The organism is Flectobacillus major DSM 103, from assembly GCF_000427405.1.
In the GTDB taxonomy this organism is placed as follows: domain Bacteria; phylum Bacteroidota; class Bacteroidia; order Cytophagales; family Spirosomataceae; genus Flectobacillus; species Flectobacillus major.
On record NZ_KE386491.1, the window covers coordinates 247,454 to 270,159 of the forward strand.

At 38.7% G+C, this 22,706-nt stretch carries 14 protein-coding genes; 8 read left to right on the plus strand and 6 right to left on the minus strand.

What is annotated here, in order from left to right:
- The first annotated feature begins 198 nt into the window (after positions 1–198).
- The 3 genes from FLEMA_RS0103015 to FLEMA_RS0103025 are packed head-to-tail and all read left to right on the plus strand — an operon-like array spanning position 199 to position 5,738.
- Positions 199–3,399, plus strand: a complete 3,201-nt coding sequence (locus tag FLEMA_RS0103015; RefSeq protein ID WP_026994180.1) for a SusC/RagA family TonB-linked outer membrane protein — start codon at positions 199–201, stop codon at positions 3,397–3,399.
- A gap of 26 nt (positions 3,400–3,425) precedes the next feature.
- Positions 3,426–4,871 (plus strand): SusD/RagB family nutrient-binding outer membrane lipoprotein, encoded by a 1,446-nt coding sequence (locus tag FLEMA_RS0103020; RefSeq protein WP_026994181.1) that lies wholly within the window; start codon positions 3,426–3,428, stop codon positions 4,869–4,871.
- 27 nt (positions 4,872–4,898) lie between these two features.
- Entirely contained in the window at positions 4,899–5,738 is an 840-nt protein-coding gene (locus tag FLEMA_RS0103025; RefSeq protein ID WP_026994182.1) for a BT_3987 domain-containing protein, read from the plus strand.
- Positions 5,739–6,042: 304 nt separating this feature from the next.
- Here FLEMA_RS0103025 and FLEMA_RS0103030 read toward each other — a convergent pair whose 3' ends face one another.
- The 3 genes from FLEMA_RS0103030 to FLEMA_RS0103040 form a co-directional block, all read right to left on the minus strand.
- Positions 6,043–6,498, minus strand: coding sequence for a DUF3592 domain-containing protein (locus FLEMA_RS0103030; RefSeq protein WP_026994183.1), 456 nt, complete (start codon positions 6,496–6,498; stop codon positions 6,043–6,045).
- A gap of 16 nt (positions 6,499–6,514) precedes the next feature.
- A complete protein-coding gene (locus FLEMA_RS0103035; RefSeq protein ID WP_026994184.1) occupies positions 6,515–7,009 on the minus strand; it encodes a hypothetical protein in 495 nt (164 codons plus the stop codon).
- Positions 7,010–7,215: 206 nt separating this feature from the next.
- The gene (locus FLEMA_RS0103040; RefSeq protein WP_026994185.1) at positions 7,216–10,152 is read right to left on the minus strand and encodes a ligand-binding sensor domain-containing protein; all 2,937 of its coding nucleotides are present in this window, start codon (positions 10,150–10,152) and stop codon (positions 7,216–7,218) included.
- Positions 10,153–10,339: 187 nt separating this feature from the next.
- On the opposite strand from FLEMA_RS0103040, the gene FLEMA_RS0103045 reads away from it, so the two are divergent.
- Together FLEMA_RS0103045 and FLEMA_RS0103050 are read left to right on the plus strand one after the other, a co-directional pair.
- Positions 10,340–10,789, plus strand: coding sequence for a methylglyoxal synthase (locus tag FLEMA_RS0103045; protein ID WP_026994186.1), 450 nt, complete (start codon positions 10,340–10,342; stop codon positions 10,787–10,789).
- 88 nt (positions 10,790–10,877) lie between these two features.
- The gene (locus FLEMA_RS0103050) at positions 10,878–11,192 is read left to right on the plus strand and encodes a hypothetical protein (protein WP_026994187.1); all 315 of its coding nucleotides are present in this window, start codon (positions 10,878–10,880) and stop codon (positions 11,190–11,192) included.
- Positions 11,193–11,307: 115 nt separating this feature from the next.
- On the opposite strand, the gene murA is transcribed toward FLEMA_RS0103050, so the two are convergent.
- A complete protein-coding gene (murA, locus tag FLEMA_RS0103055) occupies positions 11,308–12,615 on the minus strand; it encodes a UDP-N-acetylglucosamine 1-carboxyvinyltransferase (protein WP_026994188.1) in 1,308 nt (435 codons plus the stop codon).
- Positions 12,616–12,678: 63 nt separating this feature from the next.
- Complete coding sequence (locus FLEMA_RS0103060; RefSeq protein ID WP_026994189.1) at positions 12,679–13,404, minus strand: DUF4290 domain-containing protein; 726 nt, start codon at positions 13,402–13,404, stop codon at positions 12,679–12,681.
- 371 nt (positions 13,405–13,775) lie between these two features.
- Here FLEMA_RS0103060 and FLEMA_RS0103065 point away from each other — a divergent pair, with 371 nt between their 5' ends.
- Positions 13,776–15,806: a M13 family metallopeptidase gene (locus tag FLEMA_RS0103065; protein WP_026994190.1), complete on the plus strand. Its 2,031-nt coding sequence runs from the start codon at positions 13,776–13,778 to the stop codon at positions 15,804–15,806.
- 228 nt (positions 15,807–16,034) lie between these two features.
- Here the strand turns inward: FLEMA_RS0103065 and FLEMA_RS0103070 are convergent, their stop codons facing one another.
- Entirely contained in the window at positions 16,035–17,270 is a 1,236-nt protein-coding gene (locus FLEMA_RS0103070; protein ID WP_229359339.1) for an ROK family protein, read from the minus strand.
- 675 nt (positions 17,271–17,945) lie between these two features.
- Between FLEMA_RS0103070 and FLEMA_RS0103075 the strand changes: the two genes are divergently transcribed.
- Positions 17,946–21,029, plus strand: coding sequence for a SusC/RagA family TonB-linked outer membrane protein (locus tag FLEMA_RS0103075; RefSeq protein WP_026994192.1), 3,084 nt, complete (start codon positions 17,946–17,948; stop codon positions 21,027–21,029).
- Positions 21,030–21,055: 26 nt separating this feature from the next.
- On the plus strand, positions 21,056–22,636 hold the full coding sequence (locus FLEMA_RS0103080; RefSeq protein WP_052353933.1) for a SusD/RagB family nutrient-binding outer membrane lipoprotein: 1,581 nt from the start codon (positions 21,056–21,058) through the stop codon (positions 22,634–22,636).
- Positions 22,637–22,706 lie beyond the last annotated feature (70 nt).

Here is a 22,706-nt window from a genome sequence, read left to right on the forward strand (position 1 = left end):
TAGCCTAAAGGCATTTCTATTGTGCCGAAGGGGTTTGGGTAAGTCATCTTTTCCACAAGAAAAGGTGCATTTCCGACTGTGTGTACTCTAAGCTGAGTATACCCTTTCTGGTATACGTATGTATTTACCGTTAGTATTTAACATAATCTATTCCATCAACAAGAGTCTTTTACCAAAACAATTTAAACAACAATTATTATGAGAAAACTCTTACTGCTTATTACTGTATTTTTGCTTGTACAGCTAGGCAAATCATTTGCACAAGACAGGCAAGTTACAGGGAAGATAACTTCGTCTGAAGATGGTTCTCCACTTCCTGGTGTTAGTATCTCTATAAAAGGCACATCGATAGGTACAATATCAAGTGCCGACGGTTCTTTCAAAATTTCTGCAGGAAAAGGAACTGTATTAACGTTTTCGTTTGTAGGTTTTGCTACCGAAACCGTAACGGTTGGTAGCCAATCTCAAATTAGTGTAGTTTTAAAAGTAAATACCTCACAAATAGAAGAGGTTGTAGTAACAGCATTGGGGGCAAAACGTTCAGAAAAGTCTTTGGCATATTCGGCACAAAGTGTAAAAGATGAACAGCTCAATACCATTCGTCAAACAAATTTAAATAACGCATTGGCTGGTAAAGTGGCTGGTATTCAGGTGCGAAGCCAATCAACAGTAGCATTGGGTCGCGATGCCAGTATCCGTATTCGTGGTGCAGGCTCATTGAGCGACAAAGCCCCACTTTATATCCTTGATGGCAACCCTGTTGGGTCATCGGATGTAAACCTAGATGACGTTGAATCGGTAACAGTATTGAAAGGGCCAAGTGCAACAGCCTTATATGGCCAACGTGGCGATGCAGGTGTAATCATTATGACTTCTAAAAAAGGAACTCATAAAAAAGGTGCTGGTGTGGAATTGAACCAAAGTACTTTTTATGAAACAGCCTATATTTTGCCTAGATATCAAAACTCTTATGCGGGTGGAGCTACCTCCGACTTGATGAAATTTACTTGGGAAGCTGGTATGCCTGAAGAATGGAAATCTTTGAATGGCAAATACTATCATGATTATTCGGATGATGCTTCATGGGGGCCTCGTATGGTAGGGCAAGAGTATATTCCTTGGTATGCGTGGTACCCTGGAACACAATATACTGGCAAGACAGCAGCATTAACTGCTCAGCCAGACAATATTCGGAATTTCTACCAAGGTCAACTTTCCACTAATACCAATATCAACTTCTCGAAAGCAGGCGATAACTACTCTACTCGTATATCATTTACAGCCCAAAACCAAAATGGTTTGATGTACAATTCGAGTGGTGCTAAGTACACCATTTCATCACAAACAACAGTAGACTTAGGTAAAAACCTAACTGCTACTGCCAATATCAACTTGGTAGATTATACCATCAAAGGGCAGTTTAATGATGGTTATGCAAACCAATCGTCGGGTTCGTTTAATGCTTGGTTTCACAGAGATTTGGATTTGGGTAAGTTAAAAGAATTAAAAGATTTGACTTCTCCAGAAGGTATTTTGGCTAGCTGGAACCACAACAACCCAGGAGCGTATGCCACTTCACCATTAAATTTCTACGGAGCCAACTACTGGTACAACTTTTATTCATACTTTGAAAAATTAAGTATTTCAGAGAGCCGAAGACGTATGTTTGGCGATGTAAACTTGACTTATAAAATCAATAGTGATTTGAAAGTAGCAGGTTTTGTTCGTTTCAATCAAGGTAATACCTTCGGGGAGTCCAAAGTGCCATCTATTCTTCAAAACTCTGCTACACAAACAGGTGTAAAAGCTAGTTATGGTACTTATCAAACCTACGGGAATATTGTAAACAATTTTAATACTCCAAACGAGATGAACTACGAGTTGATGGCTACTTATAGCAAGCACATCCAAGATTTTAGTGTGGATATTCTTGCAGGTGGCAACATTCGTCACGATAGCTACAGAACGATGTCGGCTAGTACTCAAAACGGTTTGGTAATTCCTGATTACTTTACATTGAGCAACTCACAATCAGCACAGGCATTAAGTTCGTATCGTTCAGACAAAGAAATCCGTAGCGTATATGCACGTGGTTCGTTTGGTTATAAAGACCTCATTTTCTTGGAAGGTTCATTGCGTAATGACCGCAGTTCGGCTCTTCCAAAAGATGCTAACTCTTACACATACCCATCTATTGGTACTTCTTTTGTGTTTGGTGACCTGATTCGCAATACTGTTCCTGCGTTATCATTTGGTAAACTACGTGCAAGCTGGGCACAGGTAGGCTCTGACTTAGGCCCATATTCATTGGCGTTGAATTACTCATTGGCAGGTTCAAAATTTGGCACTTACTCAATGATGGGTACACCTAATACAATTGTAGACCCTAATATCAAGCCAGCCTTGTCGTCTTCTTACGAATTTGGTCTTGATTTGAAATTCTTTAAAGACCAGCTAGGCTTGAATGTGACGTATTACAACGAAGACAAAATCAATGAAATCATTACTGTGCCAATCTCAGGAGCAAGTGGTTTTACTTCAAAATTGATTAATGCTGGTAAAATCAACCGTCATGGGCTAGAAATTTCGTTGAATGCTACGCCAGTTAGAACCAAAGACTTAACATGGACAACTACTGTAAACTGGGCTAAAAATAGCTCGAAAATATTAGCTCTTGCCGATGGCGTAGACGCAATCGTTGTAACATCCGATGCCTTTGGTGTTGGTACTGTAGTACATCAAGTAGGTGAGGCTTGGGGCCAAATTCGTGGTGGTGCATATACTTACAAAGATGGTAAGAAAGTAGTGACAGCCGATGGCATTTACGTAGTAACACCAAACTCGTACTTGGGTAGTGTATTGCCATCTTTTACGGGTGGTTGGTTTAACCAAATCCAATACAAAGACTTTATCTTCTCTGCCAATATCGAATTCTCTAAAGGAGGTAAATACTTCTCATTATCAGATTATTGGGGTGGTTTCTCTGGTTTGTTTGAAAGAACGGCTGCTTTGAACGACAAAGGAAACTCGGTACGTGACCCTGTTGCTGATGGCGGTGGTGTACACGTAACAGGGGTAACAGCCGACGGTAAAGATGTTGATACTTATGTAGATGCCTATACCTATTATCACCAGTTTGCTACCAATAAGCTATCTCAAGAACACGTTTTTGACCTTGACTTTATCAAATTAAGAGAAGTTAGTATCGGTTACAAAATTCCTGTAAAAGGCGGTAAGTTACTTCAAAATGCAACTGTTTCAGTAGTTGCTCGTAACCCTTGGTTGATTTATACCAAAAACAGAGACTTTGACCCATCAGAAATGTCTCAGATTTTTGGTGAAAACGGTCAGTTCCCTGGAACACGTTCTTTAGGGGTAAACATCAAATTAGGTTTCTAACAAACGATTTTAATTGAAGAGTAAAGATGATACGTAAAAATATACTTAAATCGCTGGGATTAGCATCTGTGATGCTTTTTGCAGCTAGTTGTTCGGATTTTGGAACAATGAACGACAATCCCAATGCTATTGTAACGCCAGTAACTTCTGCTTTATTGACAAACGCTTTGTTGGACTTTGATAGCCCCGCTACAACTGGTTCGATGAGAAATGGTTTGTATTGTCAATATTTTGCAGAAACCCAATACACGGAAACTTCGCTGTATGCAATTCCGCAAATTGGCTGGGATGGTTTGTACGCAGGGTCATTATATGATTTACAAAACATAATCAATAACAATACCGATGCTGCTACCAAAGTGTATGCAGCCTTGAACGGCTCAAACAATAACCAAATTGCTTTGGCAAGAATTGTAAAAGCATACCGCTTGTTGATGATGACCGACCAATGGGGCGATATGCCATATTCGGAAGCCTTGAAGCTAAACAATATTCCAAAATATGACTCGCAACAGGATATTTATACAGGCTTATTTAAAGAATTAAAAGAAGCCGTTGCTCAATTTGACGGTGGGGCTGTTCCTGCAGGCGATATTGTGCATAGCGGTAATATTACTCGCTGGAAAAAATTTGCCAACTCTTTGCGTTTAGTTATGGCTCTTCGCTTGTCAAAAGTAGATGCTACTACTGGTAAAGCACAGTTTTTGGATGCTTTGGCTTCTAATGGCGGTGTAATCGAATCTAATGATGACAACACCCAAGTAGTATACCCTGGCGGTACATACAAAAGCCCTTGGTTCAATCTTTATAATGGCCGCAAAGATTATGGTGTTAGCGATGTATTGGTAAATATGCTTAATAGTACTTCCGATGCCCGTGTTTTGGCTTTTGGTGAAGCCAACGCTAGCGGTACAGTTGTACCAATGCCTTATGGGTTAACTCGTGACGATGCCGTTAATTATACCAATGCACACGCCGACTGGTCAAGAATCCTGAACCCTAATTTCCGTTTAGAAACGTCGACGACTTATGTACTAACGGCTTCTCATGTATTCTTGGCAAGAGCCGAAGCCGCAGCTTTGGGCTGGACAACCGAAAGTGCTGCTACTATGTATAGCAAAGGAATAGAAGCCTCTTGGAAACAATGGGGGGTATTTGACCAAACTAAATTCAATACCTTCCTTACCTCAGAGGCGGTTCAGTTGGGTAGTACCGATGCCCTTACTAAAATCCGTACACAACGTTATATTGCTTTCTTCCCAGATGGTGCCAACGGCTGGTCAGAATGGCGTAGAACTGGCGTTCCTAATTTAACTCCTTCTTCAAAAGCAACCAATGCCAGTAAACAAATTCCTCGTCGTTTTGTGTATGGTTCAAACGAACCCAACTTGAACAAAGCTAATTATCAAGCTGCTGTTTCAAGATTGACAGGTGGCGATACACAGGATGCCAAAATCTGGTGGGATAAATAGTCGTATTTCAATTTAATTTTTGAAGCAATGAAAAAGTATATCAATACATTAAATATAATCCTTTTAGGCTCGCTACTCTCAATGACGGGATGTATCACTGAGGGCGAAGACCTAATTGCAGGCAAGGGGTCTAATTTTGTAAGAATTCCTGCTGCTACAACAGCATTGACCACGGTTGGTTTAGAGCTTTCGGCTGGTGACAAAACAGCCGATTTAGTCGAAATTATCCGTGATGTCAACTCTAATGCTGAGTTGCAAAAAGAGGCTACCGTCAAACTCAAAATAGACGATGCTCTTATTACAAGCTATAACGCTGCTCATAGCACATCTATCAAGCCATTGCCTACTTCGTATTATAAGTTATCGGCATCGGAGGTGAAGTTTGCTGCTGGTGAATTTAGCAAAATCATACAACTTACTATCGACCCTACCAAAATTGTAGGAGCCGACTACGCAGTGGGTGTTACTGTGGAAAGTGCTGGCGAATACAAAGTGCGTTCTGGATTAGGTTCTGCTTTGTTTAAAATTATTGCCAAAAACCAATGGGATGGCCGTTATAAAGCAGCAGGGGTGTTTTCGCACCCAACTGCTGGTGACCGGGCTATCGACCGTGTAAAAGACCTAGTAAGTATCAATGCCAATACCGTTGTTGCAGAGTTAGGTGACTTAGGTGGCTCGGGTTATTATATGTGGTTGACCATAAATACCGACAACTCGGTAACAGTAAAGCCTTCTGGAGTAACGCCAAATGTAGACCAAAGTTATTCTAAAAACTACTACGACCCTGCTACCAAGAAGTTCTATTTACATTACTCTTACAACTTAACAGCTCCTCGTATAGTAAAAGAAACATTGACGAGACAGTAAAGGTGCTTTACTTTTCTATTGGTAGATAAACGAGTTGAAGGCCAACTTGAATATGCTTTTTATCAGTAGCGATGTAATGCTTTGCGGCTAAAGATTTGTCACTCTGGCATTTAATATGCAAAAGGCGTTCGGAATTAGTTTTTCGAACGCCTTTGCATGAATAGCCCCTAATTTTTTGTCATTTGAGCAATTGATAAGCCTCTCAACAAACACAAATAGGGGGGAATATTACCTAAAATTCGGAATGATTCATATTTCTATTGTTATAGCTGAACAATAAAACTACCAGCTAATAGTAACTAATCTATTTATTTACTCGAAGAGGAGGTTTGCCAAAGGTAAATACCCACCCAATTAATCCCAAAAGGAAAAATAGCGGATATTCTCGCCAATTAATAATAGTGGCAGTGCTAGGTGCCAACGGCCAGTAGGCTACCATAACGGTATCGTGAAGCTGGTAGTTGAGAATACCCCAAAGCGGACTCCCTTCGTTGAGCAAAGTTAGGCTATCTGTTGGTGTTGCTGTGCAAAAGCGAAAATAGACACTTCGGGCTTTCCAACTTTTTTTGGTATTGGTGTAGGTAGGTTTTCGTGAAAAATAAGTGCTTTTAAAACCAATAATACGGCCATTGGTTGTTGTGCCAAGAATAGGCAAAAGTACCTGTTTGCCTACAAACAAATATCCAAATAGCACAAGTGAGCTTATTCCTATTAATCGAATAACCGCTATTTTAAGCTTAAAACCTACAAGAAATGGCATCGGTGGAGTTCTGTTATTACAAAAGTGATAAATCGCTGAAAGTACCCGAAATCTCACCTTCGGCTTCAGTACTAAATTTTCCTTTGCCGTTGGGCGGATAGTATTTTCCTTTGAAACTTCCCTCAATTTTACTCCCATTGGGTTTTATGGTTATCGAGCCATTGTTAATAATAAAAGGGGTTTGGTTGAAAACCAGAATAGCCTGTTGTTTGTTGCCACTCATAGTATAATTCCCAGCCTCGATTTTCGGAACAATAAGTGTAAGGGTGTTATCTTCGCCAATCAAACCACCAGCAATAACATATTCATTGTATTTGGTTTTGACCAAACTCGTTTTGATGGTATAATTTTTCCCTTTGATAGTAAAGGTGAGTTTACCGCTTTGGTTAAGCATTTGATTACGCATTTGCATGGCTTTTTCATAGCTTGATTGAGCTACACAAATCTGGCAACAAAAACAAAATACGCTTATCAATAACGAATTTGTTAGAATTAGCAGGTGTTTATTCATGATAAAAATGTTTAGAATGTATGCCAAGGAGTTGATAGTGTAAAGTTGAGTAAAAAAAGAGTACTTGTAAATACCCTTTACAGGTGACAGACGGTACTTGCAAAAAAACATATAACTCGCTGAAATATAGGTCAACAGCGATAAATAGCCTTAGGAATCAATATGTTTGCAGTAACGACCTTACCCTTTTGGGTAAGGTTATTGTTTTAGATAGGAATATCAATGGTAATTTTTGTACCTATGCCTTTGGTACTTTCAATCAATAGCGAGCCTCTGAGCTTTTCGGTGCGTTCTTTTAGGTTGATAAGTCCATTTCTATTTGTTTTTTGTGAAATATCAAAACCTACGCCATTGTCTTCTATAATCATATTTAGGCTTTTTTTGCCAATATTTACGACAATCTTAGCCTCTGTACACTGGCTATGTTTGGCAATATTGTTGAGCGACTCCTTAAAAATCAAATACACATCATGGCGTTTTTCCATAGGAATTGTTTTATCCGAAATATCAGTAGGCATTATTACCTGATAATTAATATTTTTGGCCTCCATCAGTTCGCTAGCGTAGCGGGTCATTCTCGACAAAATATTGTCGATACTGTCGTTTTGAGGTTTAATACTCCATACAATATCATCGATGGCTTCTGAAATTTTACGAGCATCTTCGGCAATACGTTCCACAAAAGATTTATTTTCGGGACTATCGTCTAGTCTTTGTTTTAGAATATTGCTAATAATACTAATACCACTAATGGTAGCTCCTACTTCGTCATGTAAATCGGCTGAAATACGATTTCTTACCAAATAAATGGCCTTGATTTGCTGAATACGATACAAATAAACCCCATACATGATTATCCCGACGATGCCTGCCAAAATGAGCTGAAACCACCATGTTTGATAGAAATAAGGAATAATCTCGAAAGGTACAATCAACGGCTGCTCAGACCAATTGCCCATACCATCGCCTAGCTGAATTGCCAATTGATATTTTTTGGGAGTAAGGTTAGAAAAGGTAATATTTTCTACGGTGCCATTATCAATCCAGCCCGACTGAATCCCCAACAGTTTGAAGCGGATATGGTTTTGAGAAATAGGTCGAAAATTGAGTGGACTTACTTGAAAGCTCAAGTTGTTTTGGACAGGACCAAACACCAGCGGACGGCTCAAATCGACACTACTGGTGTCGCCTACAATTTGAATATTAGATATGCGTAATTCTGAAAATACTTTTTTGGTTTGTAGTTTATTGATATTCAATATATTAAATCTATTGATAAATCCAGTCCAAATTTCATTATTAGGAGTTAAAAGAAAACCATTCACCACATTATTATCGCTCAGTCCGTCGGTTTCGGTAAAATAAGACACATGATTGTTTGGATTTACACAACATAAGCCATCGGTAGTAGCTAGCCAAATATTGTTCTGGAAGTCGATACCCAACGAATGGCAGTTGCCCCCTCGAAGATTAAGCTTGATAGACGAACCAATGCGAGAAATATTACCCGTTCGAGTATTGAGGCAATTAAAGCCTCCATATCCCGAAAAAACTACGGTATTACTATCTATTTGGGCAACACTCAAATAATAATCGCTAACAAAATCGAGGTGGCGGTTATTATTTTCGGCTAAAACAAATTCGTTTTTGAAAGTATCAAAATAGCAAATCCCAAATCCCTTAGGAAACCACGCTGCCAACCAAATTTTACCATCGCTGGTCTGAAGAAAATCATGAAAAATATTTTCGAAAAAGAAATTGGCATGGGGTAGTTTTTTCCATGGTGTAATAGGGTATCGATGCGGATAACTAAATACCTGAATAGGCCCATTTTCGTAAAGACACCAAAGCCTATTATTGGTATCAATACCTATTTTTTGTAGGGTATAAGGCGACTCTAAGAATAAATGCCACTGCTGATTTTTAGGGATAAATTGGTAAATGCGAGCAGGTGTACACGCCAAAAAAGTACCATCTGGAAGGCGTAGTATTTGTATAACTCGTTCTTCTTTAGGTAGTTTGAACGACTCGAAGGTGTTTTTGTTTCGATTCCAACGCAGTAGCCCCGAATGCGATAAACCGAGCCAAAAAAGTTCAGCATTTTCTTGAGCAAAGCATGATACTTTTACAGGAAATGACACCAGATTTTTGGGAAGTTGTATGTCTTGAAAAAGCTCGGCATCATGGTGGTTGTATTTGAGCAAGCCCGATGAAGAGGCAATCCAAAAGATTTTGTTTTGCTCATCCTGAAACAGCGTGCTATAAGAATATCCCTCTTCCGAAAGGTTTTTGAACGATTGAAAAGAACCATTCTGGCTCGAAAAAAGGAATATGGCTCGCTCGCTTCCTATCCAAAATAGATTTTTTTTATGCGATTTTCTTATCATTTTGGGGCTATCATTGCCCGCAGGAAACAGCCCTATTTTACGAAAAGTATTTGTGTTTATGTAATATTCCCAAATACCTCCATCTTCGGTAGTCAATAATAGCGATTGAGGAGTATTGAAGCACAAATCAGTAATACGAAGCGTTGTTGATATTTTTTTGAGCTTTTGTTGTTGATTATCAAATACTTGTAAGCCCCACGCATTGCCAATCCAGATATTACCCTGAGTGTCTTCGGCATATTTGGTCACAAAAATAGAAAGGTTAGTCTTTGAAACAATATGAAGGGAACTCAGTTTGCGAGTATTTGGCGTATAGTATTTGATATTATTGAAATCGTTCATCCAGACCCTGCCCCTAGTATCTACAAATATATTTTCATGGTGGTCATTTTCGGGAATAGCATCGCTGAGATTGGAGGTAATGTACTGTGTAGTTTTTAGGGTTTTTCCATCAATAGCATATAGCCCGTTGATATTGGCAAACCAAATACGCCCTTGGTTATCGGCATGGAGGCCAAATAATACTTCTTTTTGTGGAAAAAGAATAAAATGGTAGCCATCGTACCGAGCCAAGTTTTGTTTGAACCCAAACCACAAATAGCCCTGAGTATCTTGGGTAATAAAATTGACCTGATTGGACGGTAAACCTTCTTTACTAGAAATTTTATCGAAAATAATACCTGAATCTTGTGCTAAAACCGAAGGTAGCCAAAAGCATAAACAATATAATAGCAAGCCATATTTTCCAAGTTTCATGTCAAGATGGAAATAGATTAATAATATAACTACAAAAACAAAGGCAATATAAATAAAAGTATATAGCCAAAAGGTAACAGAGCTAATATTCCTAAAAAGAAATAGATATTATTGAAGATGCTCCTATATTTATGTGTGTCAGAAATTTTTATTTCGTAAATTTCGCAACCATAACAATCCCTTTTTTATGTCAAAAAGAATTTTTTCGCCTCGAAAACGAATTGCCCTAATAGCCCACGACAACAAAAAATCCGAACTAATCGATTGGGTTTATTATAATCGTGGAGTATTGTCTCGTCATGAATTATTTGCTACTGGTACAACTGGTAGGCTTATCGAAGAATCAATAGACCGCCCTGTTACTAAGTTTTTGAGTGGCCCACTTGGTGGTGACCAACAAATAGGGGCGTTGGTAGCAGAAGGAAAAATAGATATTCTCATTTTCTTTTGGGACCCTATGGCTTCACAGCCTCACGACCCCGATATTAAGGCTCTTTTGCGACTGGGGGTGGTCTGGAATATTCCTATGGCCTGTAACCGTGCTACTGCCGATTTTATATTAACATCGGCTCTTTTGCAAGATGCATACGAAACCTCACAAACCGACTATTCAACGTATCTTACACGAAAGGTGTAATAGCTTGAAGTGCTGGCAAATAGGTGTTGGTCAGGCTATTGTCTTTTTATAACCCCAGCCTCATTACTAAAAAGTAAATACTGAGCGAATGAAAAATATTTTTTGGACAGGATATACCAACGACGAAAGGCATACTGCGATTGGCAAAGTTCAGCAGGTAGTTTCAAAGTATGGAGATTTAGTTGATTTTAAGCTTTTTTCAGATATTTCATTAAGCATGAAAATCGAAATAGAGGAGTTGAATGTCGACAAACTATACGATGAATTAAGCCATACTATTGGCGTTGATAATTTTACCTACTTAAATTCAAAAGCAACGAAGGAAAGAACTGTCTATTTGAGTATTACATTTAGTAAAGGAACAGGAAATTTGAAAACCGAAATACCCGCTGTACCGGGCTGATAGAAAGAATAAATCTGTAAAGTAGGTCATCAATTATCGTGATAAATACACAAAAAAAACACCCCAACAGTAAGAACTGCGTTGGGGTGTTTTAACAATGGGCCTTTGTACTATTTTATAAACGAACAATCTCGGCTCCAATTGCATTGAGGCGTGTATCAATATTTTGATAGCCTCTGTCAATCTGTTCAATATTTTCAATAATTGAAGTGCCTTTGGCTGAAAGGGCAGCAATAAGCAATGAAACCCCCGCACGAATATCTGGTGAAGTCATTCTGATACCACGCAATTGTTGTGCACGGTTCAAGCCAACTACCGTAGCACGGTGTGGGTCGCAAAGAATAATCTGAGCCCCCATTTCAATCAATTTATCGACAAAGAATAAGCGACTTTCAAACATTTTTTGGTGAATCAGCACCGTTCCTTTAGCCTGAATAGCGGTTACAAGTACGATACTCAACAAGTCGGGTGTAAAGCCAGGCCATGGGTGGTCAGATACCGTAAGCATAGAGCCGTCGATAAATGTTTCCAATTCGTAATGTTCTTGAGCAGGCACAAAGATATCGTCGCCACGAATTTCTAATTGTATACCTAGCTTTTGGAATACCGTTGGTATAATTCCTAAATCAGGAATAGAACAATTTTTAATCGTGATTTCAGACTGAGTCATAGCCGCCAAACCAATGAAAGAACCAATTTCGATCATATCTGGCAACATCGTATGTTCTGTTCCAAAAAGCTCAGAAACTCCTTCAATCGTTAGTAAGTTTGACCCGATGCCCGAAATTTTGGCACCCATTCTTACCAACATCTTACAAAGCTGTTGTAAATAAGGCTCGCAAGCAGCATTATAAATCGTTGTAGTACCCTCTGCCAGCACTGCCGCCATAACAATATTGGCTGTGCCTGTTACAGAAGCTTCGTCGAGTAGCATATATGCCCCTTTCAAAGCCGAGGCATCTACTTCATAAATACCACCATCTTCTTGGCTGTAGTTGAATTTTGCACCCAACTTCATAAAGCCATAAAAGTGAGTATCGAGGCGACGACGACCAATTTTGTCACCACCTGGCGAAGGAATTCTCCCTTTTTTGAAACGAGCCAATGTAGGCCCCAAAAGCATTACCGAACCACGCAACGCAGCTGCTTTTCTTTTGTATGTTTCTGAGTTTAAATAATCTAAATTTACTTCTGAGGCATCAAATTTGATAGAAGAATCACTCAATCTTGTACAACGAACACCCATATCACCCAACAAATCAATCAATTGATTGACATCCCTGATATTAGGAATGTTATGAATTGTTACGGGTTCTTTGGTTAGAACAACTGCACACAAAATTTGCAAAGCTTCGTTTTTGGCTCCCTGTGGGATAATCTCGCCTTTGAGGTGGCGACCGCCTGTAACTTTAAATGATGCCATAAAATAGTAATTTGAGGGATAGTGTTGATTGTTTTGTTAGGATAAAGCCATTGCTTAGGCTCACTATCTTTTTCCGTTGTTGCGATTGTTATGATTATTATTTCGATTATCGTTGCGGCCATTATTATTGTTATTGCCGTTTCTGTTCCGATTATCGTTTGGATTGTTGCGTCCGCCACTAAAGTTGTTGGTACGTCCTCCGTTATTGGTACGGCTATCGTTACGTCCGCCACTGTTACTATTGTTTGGTGTATTAGGGCGATTGTTACGCAAATTACCCAATGCCGAATTACCCGAAATCGCCTGTACAATTGGTGCAAGCTGATTACCAGAAATTTCTAGTAAATGCCCCCAAATTACCTCGTCGTCTACTACCTCTTTGTTCCAGTTTTGGTAAAAAGTTTTCATCAAACGAGCAATATGAGCTACCAAGATACGCTTTTCTTCTTCGTCCTGCTCGGCAATAGCACGTAAAATCAGCAATTCTACATTGCGGCCATAATAACGAAAACGTAATTCATTAACATTATAAGGTACCGTTTTGGGGAGTTTACCTACCGCATCGGGCGATGGCGGAGGAAACGGGCTATCTACATCCAATTTAAAATTGGACATAATATAAAGGTCATCCCAAAGTTTATTGGAATAGTCTTGGTTGTCTCGCATATTAGGGTGTACCTGCCGCATGAGTTCCACCAACAAATATGCGTATTTTGTACGTTTGTCTTTGTCCTGAATAGTGAGAATATAATCAACCAGCTTTTGGACGTTTGTTCCGTATTCTTTCATTGCTTCAATGAGTGAATGAATGATGAAGTGATACCAGCAAAATTAACCAGTTTCGATAATAATATTTTGCTTGACACTTACCTCTTTTCTGACTCAAGGCAAAAATAGGAATAAATCGTTGGTATATAAAATTTATTGTTTGCTCTTATTACGATGTTTTTAAGCATTTATTACCAAATACCTTTCTCAATTTTGTGATAAGTGGTGCAACGAGAAATTTGAAATTGAATTATATTGCGAAAAATCAATGTTTTAACTGCTTGTAATGGAGTTATGGATGGTATTATTACCCAAAGATGTTCAGTAACAATATCTTGATAGATAAGCCCAAAATACCTTCGTTGTACAGGCAAAAATCATTTAACAAACTTATGAAATTAACCAAAATAGCCATTTGGACATGGGCATGTATTGCTTTGGTGGCTTGCCAAACCCACAATAATGCAGATACAAGAACTAGCTTTTTTGATTTGACAGGAATGGATTCTACAGCTAATCCTGCCGATGATTTTGCAACCTACGCCAACGGCAAGTGGTTGAAAAATACCAAAATTCCCGACGACCAATCGGGTTGGGGTTCTATTTATGTTTTGTCGGAAGATAACTTAACCAAAACCAAACATATTTTGGAGGAGGTTGCCAAAACTGGTGGCTCGAAAGGTTCGGTAGAACAAATGGTAGGCGACCTCTATGCGTCGGGTATGGACACACTCACTATCGAAAAATTGGGTATAGAACCTATTAAGGGTACGTTGGCTCAGATAGAATCTATCAAAACGGTTGCCCAATATTTAGATTTTGTCAGCAAAAACCCGAGCAATAGGGGTGGGGCTTTGTTTGGATTTGGGATTTATCCTGACGATAAAAACTCTACCAAAAATATGGTTAATTTTGGACAAGCTGGATTGGGTTTGCCCGAAAAAGACTATTATGTAAAAACCGATCCTGAAACCCAAAAAGTAAGAAATGCTTATTTGACATACCTTACCAAATTGTTGAGCTTGTCGGGTGTAGATTCAACAACAGCACAAAAACAAGCCAAAGAGGTATTAGCATTTGAAACCATTTTGGCCAAATCACATAAGTCACCAGTTGAATTGCGTGATCCCGTAAAAAATTACCATAAGTTTGCCGTTTCGGCTCTGAGCAAAGTAGCTCCAATGGATTGGAAAACTTTTCTTAGCAATCTTCAATTAAAAGTAGATACCGTTTTGGTGTCACAGCCAGCCTATTATACGGCTTTGTACCAGACCCTCAATACTACGCCCATCGAGGTAGTAAAGCTACGTGAAAAAGTAGCCTTACTCGACCAAGCATCACCTTATTTGAACAAGGCATTTCGTGATGCTCGTTTTGATTTTTATGGCAAAGTATTGAACGGCCAGCAAGTGCAATCTGAACGATGGAAAAAAGTAGCCGACCAAGTCGATAGCGGATTGGGTGATTTGCTAGGGCAGCTTTGGGTAAAAAAATACTTCAAACCTGAAGCCAAAGAACGCATGCTAACCTTGGTTAATAATCTTCAAAAAGTATATCGCCAGCGAATCGAAAAGCTCGACTGGATGTCGGCCGAAACCAAGCAAAAAGCTTTGGTGAAAATGGATAAAATTATCAATAAAATTGGCTATCCCGAAAAATGGAAGTCGTACAAAGGAGTTAGTATCGACCCAGCCAAATACTATGATAATATGATGCAAATAGCGGCTTTTGGCTATCAAGAAAACCTCGACAAACTAGCCAAGCCTGTCGATAAAACAGAATGGGGAATGACACCACCTACAGTAAATGCTTATGCTAATCCATCGTTCAATGAAATCGTTTTTCCAGCAGGAATTTTGCAGTTTCCATTTTTTGATAATGCAGCCGACGATGCCATCAATTATGGAGGAATAGGTGCTGTAATTGGTCATGAAATGACACACCTGTTTGATGACCAAGGCCGCCAATACGATGCCGATGGTAATTTGAAAGATTGGTGGAAAGAAGAAGATGCCAAAAAGTTTATGGCTAAAGCACAAATAGTTGTAGATCAGTATAACAGTTTTACCGTATTAGACAATCTGCATGTAAATGGCGAACTAACATTGGGCGAAAACCTAGCCGATATAGGAGGTATAACGTTGGCTTATGAGGCATTTTTATTGACAGACCAAGCTAAATCAACAGAAAAAATCGATGGATTTACACCTGCTCAGCGTTTCTTTTTGAGCTGGGCACAGGTTTGGCGTATGAAAAACCGTGACGAAACCATGCGTGTACGTATCAGTACAGACCCTCACTCGCCCGAACAATACAGAATAAATGGGCCATTAATGAACTTCGAGCCATTTTATGAGGCTTTCAATGTAAAAAGTACTAACAAAATGTATCTTGCTCCCGAAAAAAGAGCGATAATTTGGTAAATCATCATTTATCAAGATGAGTCATCCTGAATTTTGGGATAATTTACAATAGAGACCTCCTGTTTGTATTTATTGGAAAAAAGCACACAAATGTTAGGTATTTATTGACTATTAATCAAAAAAGGCGGGAAGACTCATCTTTAGATACAAAGCATTGCATCTCTATGGGTGAAAAACATATTCAACAATAATCACTCATTCACTCAATATCTTTATACGTTAGTTGCATTAATCTTCTGCCAAAATCTTTTCCATGGCGTAAGCCTGCAGGCCTAATATTTTGGCGGATTCGCCCAGTTCTGATATTTCGATACTGAGGTTTTCTTTGTAGTCGGCCAAACAGAATTTATAGATCGCTTGTTCTATAGGATTACTAATAAATTTGCCAGCTTTGGCCAATACTCCGTTGATAATAATGGACTTAGGGTTGAGCAAGTGTACGGCCATCGAAAGCCCTTTGCCCATTTCTCTACCAATATCGTGTAACAAATCAATAGCAAGGGCATCGCCACGGTTGGCTACGTCTATTACCATTTCAATATCAATTTGTTCTATATTTTTATTGGCAAGTTGCGACACTTTTCCTTCTTTTAGCAACTCCTTAATTCTTTTGATCAAATAAGAAGCCTTTGTAACGGTATCCAAGCAACCTACTTTGCCACAGTGGCAAAGTTCGCCATCGGGTCGTACCTGAATATGGCCTAATTCGCCAGCAAAGCCCGATTCGCCTTGCAAAATATGGCCGTTGGTAAGTACCCCAAGGCCCACTCCTCCCCAATCCATATTTACCGAAAAAACGTGTTGCATCCCTTTGGCAAGTCCAAAATGGTGTTCGCCCAGAATGGTAGCTTGGGTATCATTGATAATATAAACAGGAATTTGCAAGCGACTTTTAATCATAGCCACTAAGCTTTTTCCGTATGGTGCAATTTTGGGATAGGTATAATTCAGTCCATTTTTGGGATTGATAAGGCCCGGCATAGAAAGAGCTATAGCAATAAGCTGACTAGAATCGAGCTTAGAATTGGCAAGAAAACTACGAATACCACCCACCAGAGCATCGAAAATACTAGGGCTATCTTCTAAAAATAAGTCGATGTCTTCCATATAAACAACCTTATTTTGAAGGTTAAGAATCGCTGCCTTAGAATAGTACGTGGTTATATCAAGAGCAAGGATATATCTTTCATGAGGATTCAAACTATACAGAATAGGTTTTCGCCCCAATTGTACGTCGGCCATGCCCACTTCAATCACCCATTTTTCATCGATGAGTTCTTCTATTAAAGAGGTAACCGAGGGCACACTTGTATGTAGGTGTTTGGTTAATTGAGCAATGGTATAGTTGCCGCCAGTGTACAAGCGTTGTAAAAGCTTTTTCTTAAGTCGATTCTTTTTTAAATCAACAATAGATTCTTTCTCTAAAACTTCAGGGTCGGACACAAATTTGTACATTTCAGACATAAGATGGGCAAAATTATTAAGTGTTGTATTTAGGTATCATCCCATTGAATAGGTTTTTTCTAAATAATTGAAATAAAGTGTTTTAAGGATAATAAACTAGGTACAATGCTACAAAAGAACAAAAAAATAACATTTACAACAACAAGATTAATGGCTAAGTTTTTAAAGTACATACTGCTTTGTGGGTAACTGCTTATAAATACTTAGATTATTAATATATTTTAAAAATATAATTAAGTACAAATACTCTTTGTAATATCAAAACCCTTGCTATTTGCCATTTATTTTGTAATATTATCAAAAAAAAAGCGAATAATATTCTGTTTTAAAGATATTTTAATGTATTTTTATTTTGTTTGGATATTATTTATTTAATTTGTGATGTAGAAAGTATATATATTTTTTTTGTTAAGTTATTAAAATATTTTATTAATATCGCATAATAATTTGATTTTATCTGAGATAAATATGTGTTTTTTGTAGAATACAAGAGTTTAAAATAATATTATTTAATAATTAGTATCCCAATTTTCACTTTAAAATCAACCTAATCCCATGATGAAATCTTTTACTGTTAGTTGTAATCCCCCATAGCTGTTCTGGCTACATTCATTCTATTTTACCATTTAGAATTATTCATCCATTTTCTATTTTTTCACAGAAATCATTTATAAAATGAAAGCATGCAGAAGTAAATTTACCTTCCTATTTACTGCGTTATTATTCCTTTCATGGCAAAGTATTTTTGCACAAACGCCAGTCAAAGGAAAAGTAGTGGACAGTAATCAATCTGCTTTGGCAGGTGTTAACATCCTTCTTAAAGGAACTACCAAAGGAACTGTTACCGACGCTTCGGGTAACTATACTATTAATGTTCCTAAAGGTGGTGTTTTGGTTTTTCGTTCGTTGGGCTTTTCATCAAAAGATGTAGAAGTTGGCGACCGTACGGTTATTGATGTTGTTTTGGAAGCTACTACTCAAAACCTAGACGAAGTGGTAGTAACAGCTTTGGGTGTTCAGAAAGACAAAAAAGCTCTTGGTTATGCCGTAACCGAACTAAAAGGGGGCGAATTTACTCAGGCTCGTGAATTGAACCTTGGTAATGCCCTTTCTGGTAAAATTGCAGGGGTAAACGCTACCAGTACTGCAACTGGCCCAGGTGGTTCGAGCCGTGTAATTATTCGTGGTAATGGTTCTTTGGGTGGTAACAACCAGCCTTTATATGTAATCAATGGTGTACCTATCGACAACACCAACGTAAACTCTGCTGGTATGTGGGGTGGTTTTGATACAGGCGATGGCTTGAACTCAATCAACCCAGACGATATTGAGTCGGTAACAGTATTGAAAGGTGGTGCATCTGCTGCTCTTTACGGTTTCCGTGCTGGTAGCGGGGTAATTTTGATTACAACAAAAAGTGGTAAATCTCAAAAAGGAATAGGCGTTGATTTTAACTCTACTTATACGGCTGAAATGCCATTGAAATTATCTGATTACCAATACCAGTATGGTGCTGGTACTCGTGGTGCCAAACCAACAACTGCCGACGAAGCTATTGCCGCTGGTAGATTGTCGTGGGGTGCTAAACTAGACGGTTCTTCGGTAATTCAAGCCGACGGTGTGTCTCGTCCTTATGTAGCTCAAAAAGATAATATCAAGAATTTCTACAATGTAGGTAGTACTTTCTCAAATACTTTGGCTGTATCGGGTGGCAACAAAGATGTAAACTTCCGTTTCTCGATGTCGAATGCTGATTCAAAAAGTGTTGTACCTAATTCAACTTTCAGTCGTAAATCATTCAACTTGAATACAAACGCTAATCTTTCTAGCAAAGTGGTGTTTGAGAGTGTAATGCAGTACAACGTTGAAAAAGGTGAAAACCGCTCGTTCTTGTCGGATACTCCTAAAAACCCGAACGTAGCAGCTCAATTGTTGGCAACAAGTATCGACATTCGTACTTTGGCTCCAGGTGTTGATAGCCGTGGCTATGAAGCTCTTTGGAACGACAACGTGTATGCTCAAAACCCATACTTTGCTACTACTAAAGTAAAAAATACTGATGATCGTAACCGTTTTATGGGTTCATTCAGTTTGAGATACAACTTCGACGATAATTTGTATGTAAGAGGTCGTTTAGGAACAGACTACAACCAATTGAAATACTGGCAAATTGAACCAACGGGTATTGCTTATAGCACTCGTGGTAGCTTAAGCCAGAGCGAAAGAAAAATTATTGAAACTAACGCTGAGGTATTGGTAGGTTACAAAAAAGAATTTGGTGACCTTTCTTTGAATGCTTTTGTTGGAGGTAACAAAATGTTGAGAACAAACGAAGCTACAGGTATTAGTGGTAGCCAGTTCAACGTTCCGTTCAACTATTTCCCTAGCAACTTGATTTCAAGTAACTGGAACTACGAGTACAGAAAACGTGCTGTAAACTCTGTTTATGGTTCGGCCGACCTTTCTTACAAAAATATCTTGTTCTTAACTTTGACAGGTCGTGAAGACTGGTTCTCTACTCTTGCTCCTAGCAACAACAATATCTTCTATCCAGGTGTGAGTACAGGTTTTATCTTCTCTGATGCCTTGAGCGAACGTCCAAGCTGGTTATCTTACGGTAAAGTACGTGCATCGTGGGCTACTGTAGGTGGTGGTTATCCTGACGAATATGCTTTGAACTTACCATATACGTTGCAGTCAAACCCATATTTCTCTTACCCATTGATGAATATCGGAACAAACACAATTCCAAACTCGACTTTGAAACCTAACTCAACTACAACATCTGAATTGGGTATTGAATTAAAAACTTTGGATAACCGTTTGGGTATCGACTTAACATTCTATAACCGTACTACAACCAACGATGCCGTAAAAGCTTCAGTATCATCTGCGAGTGGTTACCAAGACGTATTGTTGAACGTAGGTCGTGTTGAAAACAAAGGGGTTGAGGTGTTATTGACAGGTACTCCAGTAAAAACAAGCTCGTTTAAATGGGATGTTAGCTACAACTTTGCTTACAACGACAACACAGTTGTGAAAATAGCAGATGGTTTGAAAACACTTTCAATGGACGAGTCAAGAACTCGTAATGCTTATATCTATCACTTTGAAGGACAGCCATTTGGTATGATTGCTGGTTACAGAGCTAAAAGAGACGCTAACGGTAATGTCGTTTATAACAAAGATACAGGCTTGCCAATCCAAGGCGAATTTACTCAATTAGGTAAAGGTGTTCCTCCAGTAACAATGGGTTTAACTAACTCGTTTAGCTATAAAAACTTCAATATGAGTTTCTTGATTGATGCTAAATTTGGAGCTTCGTTGTATTCTGCTACAAATGCTTTTGCTACAAGATACGGCTTGACTCAAAGAACAGTTGAAAACAATATCAGAGAAACAGGTGTAACAGTAAAAGGTGTTGACCAAAATGGTGAGGCGTTTACTAAAACTATCTCTGCTCAAGATTACTTTACAGGTATTTCAACTACCATTACTGACGAGTTTGTGTACAATGCCAACTTTGCTAAGTTAAGACAATTGACATTTGGTTATACTTTCCCTAAATCTGTATTGGGTAAAACACCAATTCAATCATTGAGTATCTCTTTTGTAGCTCGTAACTTGTTGATGTTGTTCAACAACGTACCAAATATTGACCCAGAATCGACTTATAACAACGGTAATGCTCAAGGTTTGGAAATGTTTGGTGTGCCAACAACACGTAGTTTTGGCTTGAACTTAATGGCTAAATTCTAGTTTTTTTACTCAAAACTTTTGAAATAATGATTAGATATATAAAACAAAAAAGAGGATTAATGCTAACAGGTATGCTAACGGCTGCCTCGTTGTTAGTGTCATCATGCGATAGTGGGTTTGAAGAAATGAACAAAAACCCTAACGCTCTTACCGACCCAGTTTTAGAAAACTTGTTTACTTATAATATCGTTAAAACTGCAGGTACTGGATACGAAAACCACCGTGCCAATTTGATTTACTGTGGTGCAATGATTCAGCATTTTGCTTCATTAACTACCTACTGGTCGGGCGATAAGTACTTGTCGAATGTTGAATATTACAGTGCTTACTTTGATACTGGTTACCAAAACCAAGTAAAAGAAATCGAGCAAATTGTAGCTTTGACAAAAGATAACACTGCTTTGAGCAACAAGTACAATATTGCTAGAATCTGGAGAGCTTATATCTATAGCCGTATGACTGACCTTTACGGAGATATTCCTTACTCTGAGGCTGGTAAAGGTTATTTGTCAAATGCGTATTCTCCAAAATATGACAAACAAGCTGATATTTATGCTGATTTGTTGAAAGAATTGGAAGCCGCTGGTGGTGCTTTAGACGCTTCAAAAGCAACTTATGGTACTGCTGACCCTGTATACGGTGGTGATGTAACAAAATGGAAGCGTTTTGCCAACTCATTGATGCTTCGTTTGGGTATGCGTATGACAAAAGTAGATGCTGCTTCTGCTCAAACTTGGGTGAAAAAAGCTATTAGTGCTGGTGTAATGCAAAGCAATGATGATATTGCTAAAATCAATCACCAAGATACTAATGATAACAACCGTAACTTAGATGGTAATACCTTGAAAACTCAGGAGTATGATGCCGCTAACTTAAAAGGTAAAGCTAACAGTAAATTGAGTAGTACTTTTGTTTCTTTCTTGAAAGACAACAACGACCCTCGTTTGCCTTATATTGCTACTTTGTGGCAAGGTAATGCCGATGCTACACAATTACCAACAAGCTCGGCTCCTGCTGTACAAAAGGGTTTACCAAACGGTTATGACAATACGACAATCAAAACTTTGATTCCAACTTGGACAGATAACTCTTTGGCTGAATATTCTGAAGCAAACCTAAACTACATCGCTAGTCCTGCTGCTCCAACAGTATTCCAAACTTATGCAGAAGTTGAGTACTTATTGGCAGAAGCTGCAGTGCGTGGTTGGGGTGATGGCCAAGCGGCTACTCACTATAACAAAGGTGTTACGGCTGCTATGAAAATGTTTAGTTTGTACGGTGCAACTATCTCGGATGCTGCTGTAACTGCTTATTTGACGGCTCATCCATATACTGCAACTACTACCGAAGCTCAGATGCAACAAATACATACACAATATTGGGCTGTTAACTTCTTGAACTCGTACGAAGCGTATGCCAACTGGAGACGTACTGGATACCCTGTATTGAAGGCTACTAACTACCCTGGTAACGAAACTGGTGGTGTTATTCCTCGCCGTTTGAAATACCCGCAGTCGGAAGCAAGTAAAAATGCTGCTAAATACAATGCAGCAATAGCACAACAAGGTGCCGACTTGTTTACAACACGTATGTGGTGGGATAAGTAATAATGTCCTATTGGGTTTTAGTCCAAACCTAAAGCCCAATGTACAACTTAATATATTTGAAGCTATTGTC

Bases quoted from the DNA above. Each gene is read 5' to 3' on its own strand.
- FLEMA_RS0103015 (WP_026994180.1), top strand. From the start codon at position 199: ATGAGAAAACTCTTACTGCTTATTACTGTATTTTTGCTTGTACAGCTA.
- FLEMA_RS0103020 (WP_026994181.1), top strand. From the start codon at position 3,426: ATGATACGTAAAAATATACTTAAATCGCTGGGATTAGCATCTGTGATG.
- FLEMA_RS0103025 (WP_026994182.1), top strand. From the start codon at position 4,899: ATGAAAAAGTATATCAATACATTAAATATAATCCTTTTAGGCTCGCTA.
- FLEMA_RS0103030 (WP_026994183.1), bottom strand. From the start codon at position 6,498: ATGCCATTTCTTGTAGGTTTTAAGCTTAAAATAGCGGTTATTCGATTA.
- FLEMA_RS0103035 (WP_026994184.1), bottom strand. From the start codon at position 7,009: ATGAATAAACACCTGCTAATTCTAACAAATTCGTTATTGATAAGCGTA.
- FLEMA_RS0103040 (WP_026994185.1), bottom strand. From the start codon at position 10,152: ATGAAACTTGGAAAATATGGCTTGCTATTATATTGTTTATGCTTTTGG.
- FLEMA_RS0103045 (WP_026994186.1), top strand. From the start codon at position 10,340: ATGTCAAAAAGAATTTTTTCGCCTCGAAAACGAATTGCCCTAATAGCC.
- FLEMA_RS0103050 (WP_026994187.1), top strand. From the start codon at position 10,878: ATGAAAAATATTTTTTGGACAGGATATACCAACGACGAAAGGCATACT.
- murA (WP_026994188.1), bottom strand. From the start codon at position 12,615: ATGGCATCATTTAAAGTTACAGGCGGTCGCCACCTCAAAGGCGAGATT.
- FLEMA_RS0103060 (WP_026994189.1), bottom strand. From the start codon at position 13,404: ATGAAAGAATACGGAACAAACGTCCAAAAGCTGGTTGATTATATTCTC.
- FLEMA_RS0103065 (WP_026994190.1), top strand. From the start codon at position 13,776: ATGAAATTAACCAAAATAGCCATTTGGACATGGGCATGTATTGCTTTG.
- FLEMA_RS0103070 (WP_229359339.1), bottom strand. From the start codon at position 17,270: ATGTCTGAAATGTACAAATTTGTGTCCGACCCTGAAGTTTTAGAGAAA.
- FLEMA_RS0103075 (WP_026994192.1), top strand. From the start codon at position 17,946: ATGAAAGCATGCAGAAGTAAATTTACCTTCCTATTTACTGCGTTATTA.
- FLEMA_RS0103080 (WP_052353933.1), top strand. From the start codon at position 21,056: ATGATTAGATATATAAAACAAAAAAGAGGATTAATGCTAACAGGTATG.